At 58.8% G+C, this 17,570-nt stretch carries 16 protein-coding genes and 1 riboswitch; of the genes, 4 read left to right on the top strand and 12 right to left on the bottom strand.

Going from position 1 to position 17,570, the window contains the following annotated elements:
• Positions 1–2: 2 nt before the first annotated feature.
• On the bottom strand, positions 3–797 hold the full coding sequence (gene yqeB, locus ACTQX9_RS03265; RefSeq protein WP_441540482.1) for a selenium-dependent molybdenum cofactor biosynthesis protein YqeB: 795 nt from the start codon (positions 795–797) through the stop codon (positions 3–5).
• Positions 798–899: 102 nt separating this feature from the next.
• On the opposite strand from yqeB, the gene yqeC reads away from it, so the two are divergent.
• A complete protein-coding gene (gene yqeC / locus ACTQX9_RS03260; protein WP_441540481.1) occupies positions 900–1,637 on the top strand; it encodes a selenium cofactor biosynthesis protein YqeC in 738 nt (245 codons plus the stop codon).
• A gap of 113 nt (positions 1,638–1,750) precedes the next feature.
• On the opposite strand, the gene hydA is transcribed toward yqeC, so the two are convergent.
• The 6 genes from hydA to dpaL form a co-directional block, all read right to left on the bottom strand.
• On the bottom strand, positions 1,751–3,118 hold the full coding sequence (gene hydA / locus ACTQX9_RS03255) for a dihydropyrimidinase (RefSeq protein ID WP_441540480.1): 1,368 nt from the start codon (positions 3,116–3,118) through the stop codon (positions 1,751–1,753).
• A gap of 8 nt (positions 3,119–3,126) precedes the next feature.
• Complete coding sequence (locus ACTQX9_RS03250; protein ID WP_441032350.1) at positions 3,127–3,741, bottom strand: nucleotidyltransferase family protein; 615 nt, start codon at positions 3,739–3,741, stop codon at positions 3,127–3,129.
• A gap of 180 nt (positions 3,742–3,921) precedes the next feature.
• The gene (gene arcC / locus ACTQX9_RS03245; protein ID WP_441032353.1) at positions 3,922–4,872 is read right to left on the bottom strand and encodes a carbamate kinase; all 951 of its coding nucleotides are present in this window, start codon (positions 4,870–4,872) and stop codon (positions 3,922–3,924) included.
• Between the two features lie 14 nt (positions 4,873–4,886).
• Positions 4,887–6,089 (bottom strand): knotted carbamoyltransferase YgeW, encoded by a 1,203-nt coding sequence (gene ygeW, locus ACTQX9_RS03240; protein WP_441032356.1) that lies wholly within the window; start codon positions 6,087–6,089, stop codon positions 4,887–4,889.
• Between the two features lie 201 nt (positions 6,090–6,290).
• A complete protein-coding gene (locus ACTQX9_RS03235; RefSeq protein ID WP_441032358.1) occupies positions 6,291–7,676 on the bottom strand; it encodes a YgeY family selenium metabolism-linked hydrolase in 1,386 nt (461 codons plus the stop codon).
• Positions 7,677–7,915: 239 nt separating this feature from the next.
• Positions 7,916–9,130, bottom strand: a complete 1,215-nt coding sequence (gene dpaL, locus ACTQX9_RS03230; RefSeq protein WP_441032361.1) for a diaminopropionate ammonia-lyase — start codon at positions 9,128–9,130, stop codon at positions 7,916–7,918.
• Positions 9,131–9,407: 277 nt separating this feature from the next.
• Here dpaL and ACTQX9_RS03225 point away from each other — a divergent pair, with 277 nt between their 5' ends.
• From ACTQX9_RS03225 to ACTQX9_RS03215, 3 genes are all read left to right on the top strand, one after another.
• Positions 9,408–10,061 (top strand): helix-turn-helix transcriptional regulator, encoded by a 654-nt coding sequence (locus ACTQX9_RS03225; RefSeq protein ID WP_441540479.1) that lies wholly within the window; start codon positions 9,408–9,410, stop codon positions 10,059–10,061.
• A gap of 46 nt (positions 10,062–10,107) precedes the next feature.
• On the top strand, positions 10,108–10,872 hold the full coding sequence (locus ACTQX9_RS03220; RefSeq protein WP_441540478.1) for a hypothetical protein: 765 nt from the start codon (positions 10,108–10,110) through the stop codon (positions 10,870–10,872).
• Between the two features lie 264 nt (positions 10,873–11,136).
• A riboswitch (SAM riboswitch) is annotated at positions 11,137–11,227 on the top strand.
• Between the two features lie 8 nt (positions 11,228–11,235).
• Positions 11,236–11,658 (top strand): hypothetical protein, encoded by a 423-nt coding sequence (locus ACTQX9_RS03215; RefSeq protein WP_441540477.1) that lies wholly within the window; start codon positions 11,236–11,238, stop codon positions 11,656–11,658.
• A 245-nt stretch (positions 11,659–11,903) separates the two neighbouring features.
• Here the strand turns inward: ACTQX9_RS03215 and ACTQX9_RS03210 are convergent, their stop codons facing one another.
• The 5 genes from ACTQX9_RS03210 to brxL form a co-directional block, all read right to left on the bottom strand.
• Positions 11,904–12,488 (bottom strand): DUF4230 domain-containing protein, encoded by a 585-nt coding sequence (locus ACTQX9_RS03210; protein ID WP_441042527.1) that lies wholly within the window; start codon positions 12,486–12,488, stop codon positions 11,904–11,906.
• Positions 12,481–13,209: a DUF4230 domain-containing protein gene (locus tag ACTQX9_RS03205; RefSeq protein WP_441042526.1), complete on the bottom strand. Its 729-nt coding sequence runs from the start codon at positions 13,207–13,209 to the stop codon at positions 12,481–12,483. The genes ACTQX9_RS03210 and ACTQX9_RS03205 overlap by 8 nt, the downstream gene beginning before the upstream one ends.
• A gap of 450 nt (positions 13,210–13,659) precedes the next feature.
• The gene (locus ACTQX9_RS03200; protein ID WP_427795000.1) at positions 13,660–14,295 is read right to left on the bottom strand and encodes a hypothetical protein; all 636 of its coding nucleotides are present in this window, start codon (positions 14,293–14,295) and stop codon (positions 13,660–13,662) included.
• Positions 14,296–14,309: 14 nt separating this feature from the next.
• The gene (locus ACTQX9_RS03195; RefSeq protein ID WP_427795001.1) at positions 14,310–15,305 is read right to left on the bottom strand and encodes a restriction endonuclease; all 996 of its coding nucleotides are present in this window, start codon (positions 15,303–15,305) and stop codon (positions 14,310–14,312) included.
• Positions 15,306–15,423: 118 nt separating this feature from the next.
• Entirely contained in the window at positions 15,424–17,565 is a 2,142-nt protein-coding gene (gene brxL / locus ACTQX9_RS03190) for a BREX system Lon protease-like protein BrxL (RefSeq protein ID WP_441540476.1), read from the bottom strand.
• Positions 17,566–17,570 lie beyond the last annotated feature (5 nt).

The following is a 17,570-nucleotide window of genomic DNA, read 5'->3' as shown; positions in this document are numbered from 1 at the left end:
TCCTATCCCCTAAAAACGTCGGTGAACATAGCGAGCGCCTCGAGTACGCCGCCGCCGACCGACGTCGCCTTGTCCGAAATATAGTTGATATAGCTGGCATCGCCGCGTGGATCGACATCGGCACATTTAAAGCCCTCGGTCACCAGAACGCCGTCGGCCAAAAGGCCGCGCAAGCAGCCGTCAATCTGCGTGACCATGGGCGTATCGCCCGCATACCCAATCACATCACCGGCACTCACGATGTCGCCGATCGCGCGGTCGGACCTAAACACACCGGCGGCGGGGCTGTGGATAACGCGCTCCTTGCCATAGCCGGCGATGACACCCGGCACGCCCGTATTGGGCTGGGGCGAGCCCTGGGTGATGACGCGGCCGAGGAAATGACCGCGCATGGTCTCGACCACGGCATCGCAATCGAGCGGCGCGGTAAAGCCCGGTCCTACGGCGATGACGACAGGCGCCATATCGCGCGTGGTGCCCAAGTTGCGCTTGGCCAGGATCGCGTCGACCACGGCAGCGGGCTTAAGTTCGCCGAGCATCTTGGCCTGGGGATCCACCACAACGGCGACATCTCCGGCCTGGGTAATTGCAAGCGCCTCTGCCGGCGTCTGCGCCAAGCGAGCGCGAATGCCCTCAACCTGAACCTCGCCCAGGCGAATGGCCTCGCAAAAACTGATTGTGCGACGGATGCACGTGGGAACCGCGATATCGGCCATGACAACCGACACGCCGGCGCGCACCAAACGGGCGGCGACGCCCGTGGCGATATCGCCGGCGCCGCGAACATAAACGAGCATTTCCGGGGCACCTCCCTGTGCTACGGTTTGAGCAGAGCAAAAGCGGTTCGACCGCTACTCTAATGATTATTTATTATCACAGTATTATACGGCGGTGAACAGATGGAAACGGTTAGCGGCAATCTCTCCTCGGCGCTCAGGATCGAGCCGGGCATTACCGCGATTATCGGCAGCGGCGGCAAGTCGACCTTGCTAAAGGCGCTCGGCCTTGAGCTTATGCGCGCGGGCGGCCGCGTGCTCCTCTGCACCACCACGCATATGTTTCCCGTCGCCGGCGTGCCATGGGACGGGTCGAGTCGTCGCCTGGACGCCGCACCTTGGAAGCCGGGCGCCGCACATGTCCCCGGTTGCACCTGCGAGGCCTGCGCGGGCCTTGCGCGGGGAAGCATCTGCCAAGCAGGTGTCTTGGACCCCGAGACGGGCAAGCTCTCTGCCCCCGCCGAGCCGCTCGGCGGGCTGGCACAGCGCTTTAACTACGTCTTGGCCGAGGCGGACGGCAGCAAGCGGCTCCCGCTCAAAGCCCACGCCGCCTGGGAGCCGGTGATTCCCTCTGGCACGGTCAACATCGTCTGGATCGTCGGCGCCTCGGGGCTCGACAAGCCCATCAACGAAGCCGTCCACCGCCCCGCGCTCTTTTGCGAGCGTTGCGGCTGCGAGCCCACCGACATCGCCACGCCCGAGCGCGTCGCCCAGGTGCTCAATGCCGAGATGCAGGCGCTGAGGCTCGACACCGCGCACGTCATACTCAACCAAGTCGACACGCTCAGCGACCCGGCTATGGCCGCCCGCTTCGAAGCAGCCCTCGGCCGCCCCGTCGTCGCCACCAGCCTCCAGGGGTAGCTAATTTGGGACGGGGCTCTTTTAGCTACCCCATGTTGAGAGAAAAATCATCAGGTAGGCAGGGTAGCTAAAAGAGCCCCGTCCCAAATTAGCTACCCTGGCGGCACCCCCTGCTAGCGGGGCACGTAGCGACCGGGCTGGGCTCCGGTGGGCTCGCCATCGCGCGCCACCAGCACGCCGTTGACGTAAACGGCCTTGGCGCGACCATGCGCCTCAAAGCCCTCGAGCGGCGTGTAGTCCACAGCCTGATGCTGCGTCGCCGCGTGAATGGTCCAGCGCGCCTGGGGATCCCACACGCACACGTCGGCATCGGAGCCCTCGGCAAGACAGCCCTTGCGCGGGTACATGCCAAACACGCGCGCCGGGTTCTCGCTCATCAGGCGGCAGAGGTCCTCGGGGCCCAGCTGCCCCTCAAAGCTCGTAGCAATCGCGACAGGACGATGCTCCACGCCGGGCCCGCCGTTGGGAATCGCGCGGAAGTCGTCGCGCCCGCGGTCCTTTTGCCCGTGCAGATTAAAGCTGCAGTGGTCGGTGGCGATAGTATCGATCTCGCCGGCCACAAGTGCCTCGCGCAGAGCCGCACGGTCGCCGGCATGGCGCAGTGGCGGACTCATCACATACTTGGCACCCGCAAAGCCGTCCTCTCCCTGCTCCAGATAGCAGGTGTCGTCGAGCATCAGATACTGAGGACAGGTCTCGACATAGATGTTCTTCTGCCCGCGCGCCTTGGCAGCGCGAATGGCCTCGAGCCCCAGCTTGGTCGAAAGATGCACCACGTTGACCGGAGCGTCCCCTGCCAAGTGCGCCAGATACAGCAGACGGCTCACGGCCTCGGCCTCGCACACGTCCGGCCGGCTGAGCGCATGCCCCTCGGGCCCATGAATCCCCTGCTCGTACACGCGCTTCTGCAGTTCATTCACCAACGTGCCGTTCTCGCAATGCACGCACAGGATACCGCCCACGCGCTTGAGCTCCTCGAGCACCTCGAGCGTCTCGGCATCGTCCAAGCGCAGGTGGTCGTAGGCAAAGTAGGTCTTGAACGACGATACACCCGCCTCGCGCATGGCCGAAAGGTCGGCGCGATTGCGCTCATTCCACTCGGCGAGTGCCATATGAAAAGCGTAGTTTGCCGTGCAGGTGCCGTCGGCGCGGCGATGCCACTCGGCAAAGGCATCGGGCATGGTCACGCCGCGATCGGCCGTCGCGTAGTCCACGATGGTCGTCGTACCGCCGCAGGCAGCCGCGCGCGTACCGGTCTCAAAGCTATCGGCCGTCCAATCCATGCCAGTCCAGCACTGCATGTGCGTGTGGCCGTCGATAAAGCCGGGGAACACCCAGCAGTCGGTGGCGTCCTGGACGGTATCGCCCTCGGCCGGCTCGATTGATGCGGCAATCCGCACAATCTTGTCGCCCTCCATGGCAAGATCGGCGCGGCGAAGCCCCTGGGGCGTCACGAGCGCGCCGTTTTTGATGATGATCATGTTGCTCCTTATTGATTCATACAGTTGGCCACGCGATCAAAATACGAGCAGGCCGCGATATGCTCCGTTATGCGTCGCTGTCCCTTGGCGGTATCGACGTCCCACAGCTCGTAGGCACGCGCCTCGACCAGCACCACGTCGGTGCGGTCCTTGAGGATCGAACCGCCGCCGTCCTTGCCCTCAAGACACATAAGCGCATCGAACAGTTCCGTCGGAAAGAGCACCGGGCTCGAAGGCTCACCGTTGCACGCAAGACGTACCGGGTGCTTGCGGCCGTGCTCGTCAAACGCGCGAACCATGGCCTCAAAAGAATCCGCGCTCACAAGCGGCTGGTCGCCCGGCAAAAAGAGGCAACCTTTCCAGTTGTGATCGACTCCCCACGAAAGGCCCGCACGGACGCTTTCGCTGCGCAGCTCACCCTCGTGCAGCGCGCACGGGCAATGCTTGTCCTCGCAAATCTGAGCAACCTCGGACCAACGCGTCGAAACCACAACGTCAAAGCCCCGGGGAACCGAATCGATGGTCCGGGCAATCAGCGGCTCGCCATAGATATCGGCAAGCATCTTGTTAGAGCCAAACCGCTTGCCCTCGCCCGAAGCCATAATGACGCAACCAAGTTTCATCTTCGCAAACCTCCCCTGGTTGCCTTGGACACCATAGTTGCTATACCCACCATACCAAGCTCGCACTCCGTCGGAACAGGCGCACGCTCGTTTTTCCAGCGAGCGCCCCTCGGCTCTCTGTAACACAAAGGAGGGCATCCCGCAGCGCAGGACACCCTCCTCTACATCAGTACGATATGCCTACTCGGCGTTGTCAGTAAACGTGGTACCGGTCTTGCCGGCAAGGCCATCGCGCGCCTTCTCGAGCAGCGTGATGAGCGCCGTGCGGCCCGGCTTGCTCTCGGCAAACGTCGAGGCGGCCTGAACCTTGGGCAGCATGGAGCCGCGACCGAACTCGTTGGCCTCGGACAGACGCTTAACGTCGGCAGCGGTCAGCGTGTCGAGCCACTGCTCGTGGTCGGTGCCAAAGCCAATGGCAACCTTCTCCACAGCCGTCAGGATGATCAGGGCATCGGCGTCGAGCTGCTCAGCGAGCTTCTCGGCCGCAAAGTCCTTATCGATGACGGCGGCAGCGCCCTTAAGGTGGTTGCCCTGGGACTTGGTGACGGGAATGCCGCCACCGCCGCAGGAGATCACCACATGGTTGGACTCGACGAGCGACTTGATGGTGTCGAGCTCGACGATGTTCACGGGCTTGGGCGAGGCAACCACGCGACGGAAGCCCTGCTTCTCGTCGTGGATGAACTGATAGCCGCGGTCGGCCTCCAGCTCCTTGGCCTCGGCCTCGCTCATCCACGGACCGATCGGCTTGACCGGGTCGGCAAAGGCCGGGTCGTCCGCCGCAACCTCGACCTGGGTGAGCACGGTGGCGACACCCTTGTCGATATTGCGGTCGAGCATTTCCTCGCGCAAGGCGTTTTGCAGGTCATAGCCAATGTAGCCCTGGCTCATGGCGCCGCAAACGGACAACGGGCAGGGAATGTACTTCTGAGGGTTAGAGCGCGTGAGCTCGGCCATCGCATTGGCGATCATGCCCACCTGGGGGCCGTTGCCATGTACGACGACGACCTCGTTGCCCTCCTCGATCAGGTCGACAATGGCCTTGGAAGTCGTCTTGACGGCCTCCATCTGTTCGGGAAGGTTGGCGCCGAGGGCGTTTCCGCCCAAGGCGACAACAATACGCTTAGCCATTTCTCAGCCCAGCTTTAGGCCTGGAACCAACGGGCGGTGTTTCGCTCGTCGAGGGCCTTGAGGGTGGCGGCGGGATCGGCAACCTTCTGCAGGAACATCATGGCAGCAATGGCATACGGCTTGTAGCTGGCCTCCTTGTACATGCCCACGCGGTGCATGTCGAAGACGTCGGCGTTGACCTCGCCGTGCTCGCAGGAGACACCGGAGATGTCGGCGGGCAGCGGGTGCATAAAGATGGTGTCCTGGCCGTTGGCAGTCTTCTCCATGAGCTCGGTCGTGGAGCACCAATCCTGGTGCGTGGCGTTCTGGGCAAGCAGCTCCTTCTCGAGCGCTGCGATGCCGGCGTCGTCGCCCTCGGCGTACAGGTTGGTGCGCTTCTCCATGGCGGCAAACGGAGCCCAGCTCTTGGGAATCACGATGTCGGCACCCTCGAAGGCCTCGGCCATGGTGTTGACCTGCTTAAAGGTGGTGCCGGACTCGGCGGCATAGCCGCGGGCGCGCTCGACGACCTCGGGCATGAGGTCGTAGCCCTCGGGGTGAGCCAGGGTGACGTCCATGCCAAAGCGGGGCAGCAGGCTGATCAGCGACTGCGGGCAGGACAGCGGCTTGCCGTAAGAGGGCGAATAGGCCCAAGTGACGGCAACCTTCTTGCCCTTGAGGTTCTCGAGACCGCCAAACTCGTTGATGAGGTAGAGCATGTCGGCAGAGGACTGCGTGGGGTGGTCAGAATCGGACTGCAGGGAGATGAGCGTGGGACGGTGATCCAGAACGCCGTCCTCGTAGGCCTGCTGCACGGACTCGGAGACCTCGGCCATGTAGGCGTCGCCCTTGCCGATGTACATGTCGTCGCGGATGCCGATGACATCGGCCATGAAGGAGATCATGGTAGCGGTCTCGCGGACGGTCTCGCCGTGGGCGATCTGGGACTTCTTCTCGTCAAGGTCCTGCAGCTCAAGGCCAAGCAGGTTGGCGGCCTTAGAGAAGGAGAAGCGTGTACGGGTGGAGTTGTCGCGGAACAGCGAGACAGCAAGACCGGAGTCGAAGATCTTAGACGAAACGTTGTTCTCACGCAGCTCGCGCAGGGCGTCGGCGACGATGTAGAGAGCCTTGAGCTCATCGGTGGTCTTGTCCCAGGTGTGCAGGAAGTCGCTGCCGTACATACCCTTAAAATCGAGGCCGTTCAGCTGCTCGACGAGCTCGGTAAACTTAGCGTCCATGTAAATATCCTTTCTAAAGGTGAAGCGATCGCAATGAGTAGATGTGCTCCGGCATGCGCGTGTGGCTAGAACATGCAGAGCACCATGACGAGGACCCGCCACCGTTGAGGAAGCATGGGAGATAACGACCGCGGGCCCCAAGTCAACAGGGGGTGCCGGGGACACGAGCGGCCCCCGGCTCAACAAAATCGAGGAATGGGACTAATCGATCTTGTTGTTGGTCAGACCGGCGCGGAACACGGTGGCGTCGCCATCGGCCTGGCTCGGATCGTAGAGGTTCAGGGCAGCAACGTACATGGCGGCAGCGGTGACCAGGTCGTCCTTGTAGGTGACCTCGTTGGGAGCGTGAGCCTGAGACTCGGCACCCGGGCCAAAGCCCACGCAGGGGATGCCGTAACGGCCCTGGATGGAGACGCAGTTCGTGGAGAAGGTCCACTTGTCGCACAGCGGGCGACCGGTGCGCTTGTCCATGCTGGGCTCGCAGCCGATACGCTCGTCACCAAACATGGCCTTGTGGGCGTCGACGAGGGCCTTGACGTGCGGAGCGGTCTCCTTGTTGATCCACGTGGGGAAATAAGCCTCGGTCTCGTAGACCTCGCCGGTCCAGGACGGACGGTCGTACATGTACATGGAGACCTTCACGTCGTCGCCGTACTTCTTGGCGGCCGGCAGGTTGCGGATCTCGTCCAGGCAGGACTCCCAGGTCTCACCGGCGGTCATGCGACGGTCGATGGAGATGGCGCAGGAGTCGGCCACGGCGCAGCGGCTGGGGCTGGTGTAGAAAATCTGGCTGACGGTGCAGGTGCCGCGGCCCAGGAAGCGAGCATCCTCGTAGTGCTCGGGGTTGTACTTGGGGTCGAGCATCTTGACGAGACCCTTGATGTCGGTCGACTCGTCGCAGCCGTTGTTGTTGAGGGCACGGACGTCGGCGATGATGTCGGCCATCTTGTAGATGGCGTTGTCGCCGCGGTCGGGAGCGGAGCCGTGGCAGGAAGTGCCGTGAACGTCGACGCGGATCTCCATGCGGCCGCGGTGACCGCGATAGATGCCGCCGTCGGTGGGCTCGGTGGAAATGACGAACTCGGGCTTAATGCCGTCCTTGTTGTAGATGTACTGCCAGCACATGCCATCGCAGTCCTCTTCCTGGACGGTACCGACGACCATGATCTTATAGCCCTCGGGGATAAGGCCCATGTCCTTCATCATCTTGGCAGCGTAGGTAGCAGAAGCCATGCCACCCTCCTGGTCGGAGCCGCCGCGACCGTAGATGATCTCGTCGGTCTCGTAGCCCTCATAGGGATCGGCGTCCCAGTTCTCGATGTTGCCGATGCCGACGGTGTCGATGTGGGAGTCGATGGCGATGATCTTGTCGCCCTCGCCCATAAAGCCCATAACGTTGCCCAGGCCGTCGACCCTGACCTCGTCATAGCCGAGGTTCTCCATCTCGGCCTTGATGCAGGCGACAACCTCGCCCTCCTCGCAAGACTCAGAGGGATGGGAGATCATAGCGCGCAGGAAACGCGTCATATCAGCACGGTGGGACTCAGCAGCAGCCTTGATAGCGTCGAAATCGAGTTCTTTAGCCATAACAGTCAACCTTTCTACAAGGGTTTACCTACAGGTAGATATTTCAGATAGATCACTTGTGCCAAGCAGCGTGAGGTCGAGTACCCGGCAAGCAAGTCAACGAAGGGTGGCGGAGCATATGTTTGCTCCGTCGCGAGTTCCGCACGCAAAGGAAAGCACTTAATGTGCTTTCCGTCTTGCGCAGGACTGTTCGAGCAGCGGAGTAAACATATGCTCCGCCACCCGGACAGGTCGTCCTGCTAGCAGGTGGGGTACTCGCCCTCCCAGACGATGCGACGGTACTGATCCGGATCCGTGTCGCCCTCGGTGGAGAAGCAGAGCACGGAGCTCGTCTTGTCCAGGCCGATGAGCTCCTTGAGCTCGGCGTACTCGGGGTCGAGCATGATGGTCTCGACCAGGCCGGTGGTCACAGCGCCGGACTCGCCGGAGATAACGCGCGGGTCGCCCTTCTCGGGAGCGCCCAGGGTGCGCATGCCGCGAGCGGTAACCCAGTCGGGGCAGGACACGAAGGCGGTGGCGTGGTTGCGCAGGATATCCCAGCCCAGGATGTTGGGCTCGCCGCAGCACAGGCCGGCCATGATGGAGGGCATGTCGCCGTCCACGATGCGCGGGTCGCCGTCGCCGGCGGCAGCGCCCTTGTACAGGCAGGCGGCAGGCGCGCACTCGACCACGACGAATGTGGGCGGGTTATCGGGATACAGGTTGGTGAAGTAGCCCACCACGGCGCCGGCCAGCGAGCCTACGCCAGCCTGGACAAAGACGTGCGTCGGGCGGTTGATGGCCATCTCGCGCAGCTGCTCGGCAGCCTCGGAAGCCATGGTGCCGTAGCCCTCCATAATCCAGGACGGGATCTTCTCGTAGCCCTCCCAGGCGGTGTCCTGGACGATGACGCCGCGCTCGCAGGCGTCGGCCTCGGCGGCGGCCATGCGCACGCACTCGTCGTAGTTGACCTCTTCGATGGTCACCGTGGCGCCCTCGGCGGCGATGTTATCAAAGCGGGGCTTGGTGGAACCCTTGGGCATGTGCACAACAGCCTTCTGGCCCAACTTGTTGGCAGCCCAAGCCACGCCGCGGCCATGGTTGCCGTCGGTGGCGGTAAAGAAGGTGGCCTGGCCAAAGTCCTTGGCAAGCTGATCGGAGGTCAGGTAATCGAAAGTGCACTCGGCAACGTCCTTGCCGGTCTCGTCGGCAATGTAGTTGGCCATGGCAAACGAACCACCCAGGACCTTAAAAGCATTAAGGCCAAAGCGATAGCTCTCGTCCTTGACGCACAGATTGGACAGGCCCAGGCGCGCGGCCTGGCCGTCCAGGCGGGCAAGCGGAGTGACGGTGTACTGGGGGAACGACTGGTGGAAGGCGCGGGCCTTCTTCACGTGGTCGAGGCTCATGATTCCCATGTGCTTGTCATCGCTCTTGGGCATCGTGTTGCCCGCCCACTGGATCTTATCGGCCATACGGTGAACTCCTTAAGTCCTCTCTTGCCGGCCCCCGCATACGCGTTTCAGCCCATTCCCATTCATGCGACTGAACTTTTATGTGGATGCCAAACAAAAAGTTTGTTAGCAATGTTCTATCATACTTTTTGATTGGTAAACCTAACAAATTGTTTGTTGCCGTAATCGGTACCTTTTCCCCGACGAACGGTCACATAACGCAGCGGCACTTTCGTTATTTGCGAACAAGTGGGGTTTATGGCAAAGTGTGCCCAAACTAATTTTTAGGAAGGCACCCATGACCCCCGCACAGATTGAGTTTTATAAGCGCCTTGCACACGGCCTAGCGCTCCAGTTTGGCCCCAACTGCGAAGTCGTCGTCCACGACCTGGAGACCGAGGACGTGGATCACTCCATCGTGGTGATCGAAAACGGCCATGTAAGCGGGCGCAAACTGGGCGACGGTCCCAGCCATATTGTGTTTGAGTCCATGCACGAGGACGCCACCGACGTGCACGACCGCGAGCCATACCTCACCAAAACCGCCGATGGCAAGCTGCTTAAGTCCTCGACCATCTTTATCCGCAACGACGAGGGCAAGCCTGTCGGCATTTTGGGCATTAACTTTGACATTACGCTCATGAAAGCTTTTGAGCGCTCGCTCGATGCCTTTACCGGCACCGACGGCACGGGCTACACCGAGCCCGAGCCCATTACCAAAACCATCGGCGACTTGCTCGAAGATCTGCTGCGCGAGTGCGAGCAATACGTGGGCAAGCCCGCAGCCCTTATGACCAAAGATGAGCGCATTCGCGCCATTGGCTACCTCGACCGTCGCGGCGCCTTCCTCATTTCCAAGTCGAGCGAGCGTGCCTGCGAGTTCTTTGGCATCTCTAAGTACAGCTTCTATAGCTACCTCAACGAGGCCAAGGCGGCGGCCGGCGACAAGTAGGCAACTCGGCCGGATCGCCCCTCCCCTTTTGGGCGTGAGTTCTGGAATGCACGAATCCAAGACTCGGCCGCAAGGCAAGTTCCATATAATCGAAGGGCTAGACAGTTCGAAAGGATGGAACAAGATGGGGTCGAACAACGCATTACGCAACGGCCGCGGAGGCTTCGCTTCTGGCGCCAGGCATGCGAAACGCGTGTTTGACGAGGGCGAAGACGATCTGTTTGCGTTGAGCCTCGACGACGTGATGAGCGATCGCCCCTGGACAGCCGACGAGCCCATGAGCGGCAAAACCCATTCGGCAGGCGATCCTTCCGAGACGGCATCGTTTATCGCCGCGGCGCAGCATCTTGCGCCCGAACCGCCCGTTGCAGATCTCGACGACTTTGCGACCCGTCAGTTTGCCTTCGATTCCTGGGCTGATGCCGATCTGGACGAAACATCTGCCGGCGCGCCGACGCTCGGCGAGCCGGTAAATCCGCTTGTCGCCGCGTCCGCTTCCAGATACGAGCCGGACGACCATGCGCAAGCTATACCCACATCCTCATACACCGATAGCCACACTGATAACGACGATTATTATGGCGACTACTACGCCGCGGAAGAGGCGCCGCGCTTTTTGGATTTCAATCCAGTAGCAAAGATTGTCTTTATAGCGATTGTCGTAGTGCTGCTTGGCGTCATTGCGTTTGAGGGATTCCAGCTGTTCCGCAGCCCCGTCGAGTCCGAATCGGCAACGCAGCAAAAAGAGGACGACAACGACTACTTGGATATCAACAACCTCAAGGGCGACCCCAACGACGGGGACGAGTAGCGGGGGCTGAGGGCGGCTGAAACGTCCATATGTAGCACCGGCTTCTACGTGCTGTTTTGTTATCCGGTTACACTTTTCCGAATGTTGAGACCGTCAGATTCGACACTTTTCCGTACTTTCTTACGGCCGATTTCGACACTTTTCCGAATGTTGGCCGAATAATTGCCGCGTAATCAAGCGCCGTCTGCACATCATTTCGCAGGCGCGCTTGATTTGTGTCCGCGCGCGCTGATAGACTCCATCGTGCCCGCAAGGAGCGGGCGCGTTTTATCCAGAGTCGGGGTAGAGAGTTGGCTCCACGATCCCGACGCCAACCGGCCAAGAGGCACGGTGGCCCTGCCAACATCGATGAAAGGAGTCCGTATGAACAATTTCTCCGTGCGCAGTGAGCGCAATTTCCACAACTTGGCAGCCAAGCCAAAACGAATGCATCTTCTGGACAAGCCGAGCGGCTATGCCTCGGCCATGGTCAAGAGCAGCCTCTCCCACCAGATGCGCTTTACCGTGCAGGTGCTCGAGGAAGAGCTCTGCGCTGCCGGCGACCCGCACGTGCTGCAGATCAAGCTGCTCGGAGACGATTCACGCGAGCCGTCTAGCTGGAAGCTCTTCGCCGACGGCGTGTGCGTTGCGGACGGATCTGGCACCTTTGCCCGTGAGTGCTTCTGCGAGGGCGCTGAGGTGTTTTTGGACCTGTGCCGCGACGCCGTGTGCGCGGCCGAACTGCGCCAGTGGAGCCAGAGGGAGTACGAGCTGCTGAGTGCCGCGCGCGGGATTGCGGGGATGTAGGCAGACGCAGGCGGCGTGCAGCCGTTGCACGCCGCCGCCCAGGCCACACGATGTCAAAAGACTGGCACTTGTGTATGCCTTTTGACAGTCCGAAAGCGCTAGCGAAGTTCATTGATGCCGTGGCTAGATACGCAGCAGTAAAGAGACGTTGAATACAAAAAGAGGCCTCCCATCTCTAACACAACCAGAAATGGGAGGCCCTTCATATCCGAAGCCCCTCTCAAGCAAGGCAATTGTAAGTCAGCCTATTCTGCATCCTTAAACTGAACTTCGTACTTCTCGCCCATCCGCTCACCAATTCCAGTGACGTACTGGCTCAAGAGAGTTTTAGCTCTTTCACGGGCGCTGTTCATCAATGCTGAATTGCCCTCGGCACTTTTTATCATTTCATTTTGGGCTTCTTCAAGCGCAGCAGACTGGTCAACTGTCGTAATAGGAGTTAACAACCCGGTATCGCTATAGATATCGGAAAAGGTGCTCTCGTCGGCTTGGGGCTGACCGAGGACCTGCGCATTAGGGACCGTGATAGTTACGACATTGTTCTCGTCCGGCCTACTGAGATCTACCTTGGAGACGTCAACGCCCAGTTGCACCGTTCCGTCATACTCGAACCACGCTTTCTTGTATCCCACGTTTATCCCAAACAACATATTGGTGCCGTCGTTATAGATTTCCGCGACGTTATGGAATCTGCACTCAACGGTAGCAAGCTCGGCAATCTTCGTATAATCCGAAAAATCAGGCTCTTCGTCTTTTTTTGCGCAACCCGAAAGCCCAGTAAGTGACAGCGCCGCCACGAGGGCAAAGCATACCAACCATGGTTTACGCATTGGAGTCAGCCTCCCCCTTGTAATCGGCCAACGGTTTGAAATCAAGCTCGTACTCACCCTCGATAAGCGGCAGCGTCAGCGCCTTTACGGTATCCCGCAAGCTCGCGTCCGCCTGTTTTTTAATCTCCTTTTTATCAACTTCGTCTGCGGCATCTTTGCGACAAAGTGACAGAACATCTTTTATATCTGCAGTTGCGTTTTCGGGAAGGTAGCCAAACTTACTATTGTCGAGCTGAGGCTCGCCAACCTGCGCTTTGGGGAGATAGGCGGTAACGACCTTATTCTCTTCGTCGATGCCAAACTGGATGTCGCTCATCGTAAACGATGCACGAATGTGAGCCTCGTATTTAACGCGATATTCCACGCGATCCATCCAGAGGAACCTGCCGTGTTTCTCGACGATGCCGTGGTAGGTGTAATCAACCGTAGAAAGACTGTCGATATCTACAGCAGACTTAAGATCCGATGTCGTGAGGTACTGAGTTTCGTCGTTATCGAGCATTGAAGGGAGGATGAAGCCGAAAAATCCGACAAGGGTCACCGCTATGACCACGACCAAAGCGATCTTTACCTTGGTCGACAGCTTTCCAAAAAACTTGGCAACCTTCTTACCCCACTTGTCATTCGCCTCGACCACTTCTTTTCGAGACACTTCCACACGCTCATCATGCCCGGAGGTACATTCGGACTGAACGCCCCTCTCATGTTTGCTATGTTCCAAAACACGCCTCACTCATACCGTTGAGTAGTAATCTGCTGGTAGAATTCTATCAGCAGTTATTGAACTCATTTCTTCCAGTTCGGCAGGAGGCAAAATGAAGCAGTTGTATGCAGTTTTGGCAGTTGTGATTGCGTTGATAGCCCTCATTCTTCTCGCCAGCACCATTGGCATTATCAGCATCAGGCTTTAGCTCGCCATCAGATACCTCGCACCCATCCCTCAGCAGATTCAGCCTCAGCCTTCAAATTAGGCAACCACAACGGCATGCGCAACGTCTGCGGGCTCACCGAGATCGGTGAGCCCGCTTTCCGCAATCTGGTTGCCAAAATGTCGGTGGTCAGAATCTCCCGAGTCAATCACGAGCGATGAGCGAACATAGACAGCTGCAGAGAGCTCGAACGCTTGACGTACGAGAGTGTAGAAACCCATATCTCGAATATAGCGGCTCTTCTATGCCGCTCTCAAAAGTATCCCTCGTTGGGTATTCAGACACTCCTTCAGTCCCTCAATATCGTTCGGCTTCTTTTCGAACAGGCCGAGAATGACGTTAGGTGCCTTCTCACCATTTGCCTTCGAAAGACGCTCTGTGTAGTCGCGCACGGACTTAACAATGTCCTCAAACTGCTCGCCCTTAATTTCGACCGAAAAGCCTTCCTTACCGCCATTAAGGGCAGTTATGGCGCCTTCCAACCTGTCAATCATCTCGATTGTGAGTTCGCCATCCCCCAAAGCCTTAAGGTATTCCGAGAATGTGGAGTTAAAGTCTGCCATCTGCTTCTTTCGCATCGCGTCTTCTTTGCTGTGGCGCACATGAGTCATTCCCGCATAGATGCCTCCGCCGACCGCAGCTACGCCCGCAACCGCAAGCGCGGCTATAGCAACTTTCTTGTTCTGCTTCGCAAGCTGAACTGCCTGGTCAGCTATGCGCAGCGCTTTGTTGGCCCCATTTTGAACATCTGCAGGCTTAAGATGCCGAACAATATGACCAGCGCCATCGCGCACAACACCGCCCCATTGGACATACTTACCAGTAGCTAGGCCCACCGCTATTTCTGCGGGAACTTCGAAAGCAACCTGTTGAATCATGGCAATGTCTCCTTTTATGCTGGCCACCAGATACGGGTGAGCGGAAGAATGGAACGGGTATCGTCATCGGTCTTGTCATAGATTTCGACATAGTGCCGCACGAAGGCATCCAGATCGAGTAGTCGAACGGGAATGTTCGCGCGATCGGCCTCGTAGCGCGCCTCTTTCGTAAAGCCCCCAGTTGACACATACAGTCCACGGTCGCCTGCGCGAAGGCCACCGATAAAAGCACGGACTGCCGGAGCGCCCATGGCGCCCTTACGGTGTTTGACCTCAGCGACAATACGAGGCGATTCCAATCCGAGAGCATCCGGAGACGCCACCACATCGCGACCACCATCAGGACCCTTGGGCATAACGCGAGCGCAGTAGCCCATGGCCTTGAGCAAGCCCGCTACCAAGCGCTCCATATCCTCCCAATCGAGCTGGTTAACGCGATCTTTAATGAGCTCAATACCATTGTCATAGGTTGCTGCGAGGGTTTCTTCGTCATTTGTCGCGTTGTTATCATCGATGGCGGAATCATTCGAAGGCACCGCCGACTTATCCTTTGCGGCGTTCATGAGATCGGCCATAACTTCATCAGACACGGCAAAGATGGTTTGGATGCCGCCAAGTGAATTCTTAGAAGAAGGCGAGAGCACGTCACGTGGAGCGGTTTCACCCCATTTGACGTCTCGCGTGTAGGTCACTCCGTCCATATCGCAGACGGCAACGCAGGGGCCAGTGATAACGCCAAGGTGATAAAGGCGGCTCTCTGGATCGTACATGACAACAGTCAAGCCCGTCGTCATATCGTGCGCAAAGCGGTAAACCTGGCCAACACCCGCCGCGACTTTACCCTTGCTGTCACCGGGATGCGCCTGGCCATATGCCGCCCTAATCTGTTCGCGATCCATAGCGGCAATATCGGCACCATCGAAATCCCAACCGATACCTATGACGCCGCGCTCGAGCCAGTCGGACGCATATACGCCGCCGCGCCCCGCACGAATCATCCAAGCACCCACGCGAAACCTGCCTTCCCGCCATAGCGCATCTGTGTTGTGACACCATGGCTTAACTCAAAACCCCAAAGATCACTTCGACGACATTCGCTGCATTGGCAAATGACAACAAGCGGCCCTATTACTCGCTCACCTTCATATAGGTGAGCTCAAATGCCTTTACGCGACGCATTTCGGGTAGGCGGTTCTCGATGCTAAAAGCGTTGCCGCTGTCGAAGCGTTGCCAAATATCCAACCCGCGATCGAGCAGGATGTCCCATTTGCCATCGATCTTGAGATGTCGCGCATGAAGCGTACCGCTGCGATCAATCTCCCAAGTAAAATCAAGGCCCAAGGGAGACATGGACTCCCTGATTTGCTCCAGGTATTCCTCCTGCTTGGAATCGGGGTATTCGTCGGGAGCTGTAATCAGATGCACCTTTACCGAAGTCACGTCAAACTTGCAATGGCGCACGACCACTTCGAGCAGTTCCATTACGTTGCGACATTGATGGAACGTGCGCACGTACGGATCAATAATCTCGACATTCTGCGCTCCCTCCAAGTAAGCACCAAAGAGCTTCTCATAGGAAACACCACGCTGATTCTCGCGCAGGGCAATGTGTCCAGCTCCAGGCTTACGCACCGCTGGCTTCGGCTGAGGCTGCGCTGCGGGAGCAGTTTCAGCCTCAGTAGGCACGACAGACGCATCAACGGGCGCCTCGGCGGCGTGTCTATCGGCTTGAACAGAAATCTCGAGCCCGTCGTTAGTGAGCATTCCGCTCTTGTCGCCCTCCCAAGGCACCTTGTCCAGTGAGTGATACGTCGCGGGATAGTCCAGCTCTTCGAGCGTTGCCACCTGTTTCCAGGCGCCGCCCTCTTTGGACCGATAGGCAAAGTCGACACGCTCGAAGGTCTCGTCAATGCGAATGAGCGTGTCTTTCACGCGCTTGCGCAGCTCTAACGCAAACTCGACGATCTCAGCGGCCTCCTCGGCGGTCTCGTTGCGCCCGGGGAACAGGATTTTCATCAGACCCGCGCACGTCTTCACCACGCCGTCGCGATCGCGTGTCGAAATGCTACTAGAAAGCTCAAAGAACCGGTCAACCTCACCCGAATAGTCCATGGGGCGCATGGCACGCAAGGCCTCGGCAAGGTAGTCAACGATAAAGCCAAAATCACTGCAAAACATGTCGCCACGGATGATGTCCATCTCCCAGCCGGGGATGTACGCATGCAGGCGGTCGATAAACGCCGGGTCGTGGTAGACGGTGGGCAGATCCTCGAGCAGGTCCGTCTTGTTAATCATGTAACTCACATCGTGGCTCGTGTTCCCCACGAACACCATGGATGCCTCTGCCGTTACCTGCTCGATGCCGCGGCTAAAGCTCTTGTTGGCCATATAGTTCTTCATGATGTCGACAATGTCTGCCTTGGGCTTCTTGTTTTTACCGGCGAACTCGTCGAACGCCACGCAATCCCAGTAGCCAACCAGGCCGATCTTACCCGTGGAGTTATTCACGAACAGCTTTGCCGGCGTCACCTCGCCACCCGAGATAAGAATACCGTGTGGACTGAACTCACTGAACACATGACTTTTACCGGTGCCCTTGGGACCCAGCTCAACCAAGTTGTAGTTACGCTCGCAATAGGTTACCAAGCGCGTCAGCTGGAACAATTTGGCACGGCGACCCAGCTGATTAGGATCCAAGCCAATCGAGCGGATGAGTACGTCAATCCACTCGTCCTCAGAAAATTGCGAACGGCGTGCAACGAAGCCCTCAAAGTCGAAACGCGACATCTGAATAGGCTTAAGCGAATTGAGGACATAGGGCGATTCATCGCGCGCCTCATTTGCCTCGTAGGATAAATCGGCGATGCACCACACGCCCGAAACGAGCAGACGACGATTCTTCTTAACTGTGTCAGAGCTCACGAGAACCTTGGATACACCCAAGTTCTCAAAGGACGCCTCATAGGCATCGCGCTTCTCGTTGAGTATGACGGAAACCTTGTCGATGATACGCTTCTGGCCAATTTGCTTAATATCAGAACGTATAGCGCCAGCCTCGGCACGTTGCACGTAGTGCTTGGCAAGGATGCTGCGCACGCGCTCCACGCCCGCCTCAATCTGGCTTTCGTCATCGGTGGCGCAGTTCTGCCCCAGCAGGTACTCAAGCACGTAGCTAGGCACCGCTGCATTGCCCTTCACGAGCTTGACGAGGTCCTTACGGACTACGTAGCCCGTAAATACATCGTTCAGTTTCTTGTCCAATGCGTCCATGCGCA

It is taken from the genome of Collinsella sp. LCP19S3_F2, assembly GCF_052121015.1.
GTDB lineage: Bacteria > Actinomycetota > Coriobacteriia > Coriobacteriales > Coriobacteriaceae > Collinsella.
This window is presented reverse-complemented; position numbering and strand designations above follow the sequence as displayed.

What these genes read in the sequence shown, in the direction of transcription:
- yqeB (WP_441540482.1), bottom strand. Translation starts at nt 797, where the DNA reads ATGCTCGTTTATGTTCGCGGCGCCGGCGATATCGCCACGGGCGTCGCC.
- yqeC (WP_441540481.1), top strand. Translation starts at nt 900, where the DNA reads ATGGAAACGGTTAGCGGCAATCTCTCCTCGGCGCTCAGGATCGAGCCG.
- hydA (WP_441540480.1), bottom strand. Translation starts at nt 3,118, where the DNA reads ATGATCATCATCAAAAACGGCGCGCTCGTGACGCCCCAGGGGCTTCGC.
- ACTQX9_RS03250 (WP_441032350.1), bottom strand. Translation starts at nt 3,741, where the DNA reads ATGAAACTTGGTTGCGTCATTATGGCTTCGGGCGAGGGCAAGCGGTTT.
- arcC (WP_441032353.1), bottom strand. Translation starts at nt 4,872, where the DNA reads ATGGCTAAGCGTATTGTTGTCGCCTTGGGCGGAAACGCCCTCGGCGCC.
- ygeW (WP_441032356.1), bottom strand. Translation starts at nt 6,089, where the DNA reads ATGGACGCTAAGTTTACCGAGCTCGTCGAGCAGCTGAACGGCCTCGAT.
- ACTQX9_RS03235 (WP_441032358.1), bottom strand. Translation starts at nt 7,676, where the DNA reads ATGGCTAAAGAACTCGATTTCGACGCTATCAAGGCTGCTGCTGAGTCC.
- dpaL (WP_441032361.1), bottom strand. Translation starts at nt 9,130, where the DNA reads ATGGCCGATAAGATCCAGTGGGCGGGCAACACGATGCCCAAGAGCGAT.
- ACTQX9_RS03225 (WP_441540479.1), top strand. Translation starts at nt 9,408, where the DNA reads ATGACCCCCGCACAGATTGAGTTTTATAAGCGCCTTGCACACGGCCTA.
- ACTQX9_RS03220 (WP_441540478.1), top strand. Translation starts at nt 10,108, where the DNA reads ATGCACGAATCCAAGACTCGGCCGCAAGGCAAGTTCCATATAATCGAA.
- ACTQX9_RS03215 (WP_441540477.1), top strand. Translation starts at nt 11,236, where the DNA reads ATGAACAATTTCTCCGTGCGCAGTGAGCGCAATTTCCACAACTTGGCA.
- ACTQX9_RS03210 (WP_441042527.1), bottom strand. Translation starts at nt 12,488, where the DNA reads ATGCGTAAACCATGGTTGGTATGCTTTGCCCTCGTGGCGGCGCTGTCA.
- ACTQX9_RS03200 (WP_427795000.1), bottom strand. Translation starts at nt 14,295, where the DNA reads ATGATTCAACAGGTTGCTTTCGAAGTTCCCGCAGAAATAGCGGTGGGC.
- brxL (WP_441540476.1), bottom strand. Translation starts at nt 17,565, where the DNA reads ATGGACGCATTGGACAAGAAACTGAACGATGTATTTACGGGCTACGTA.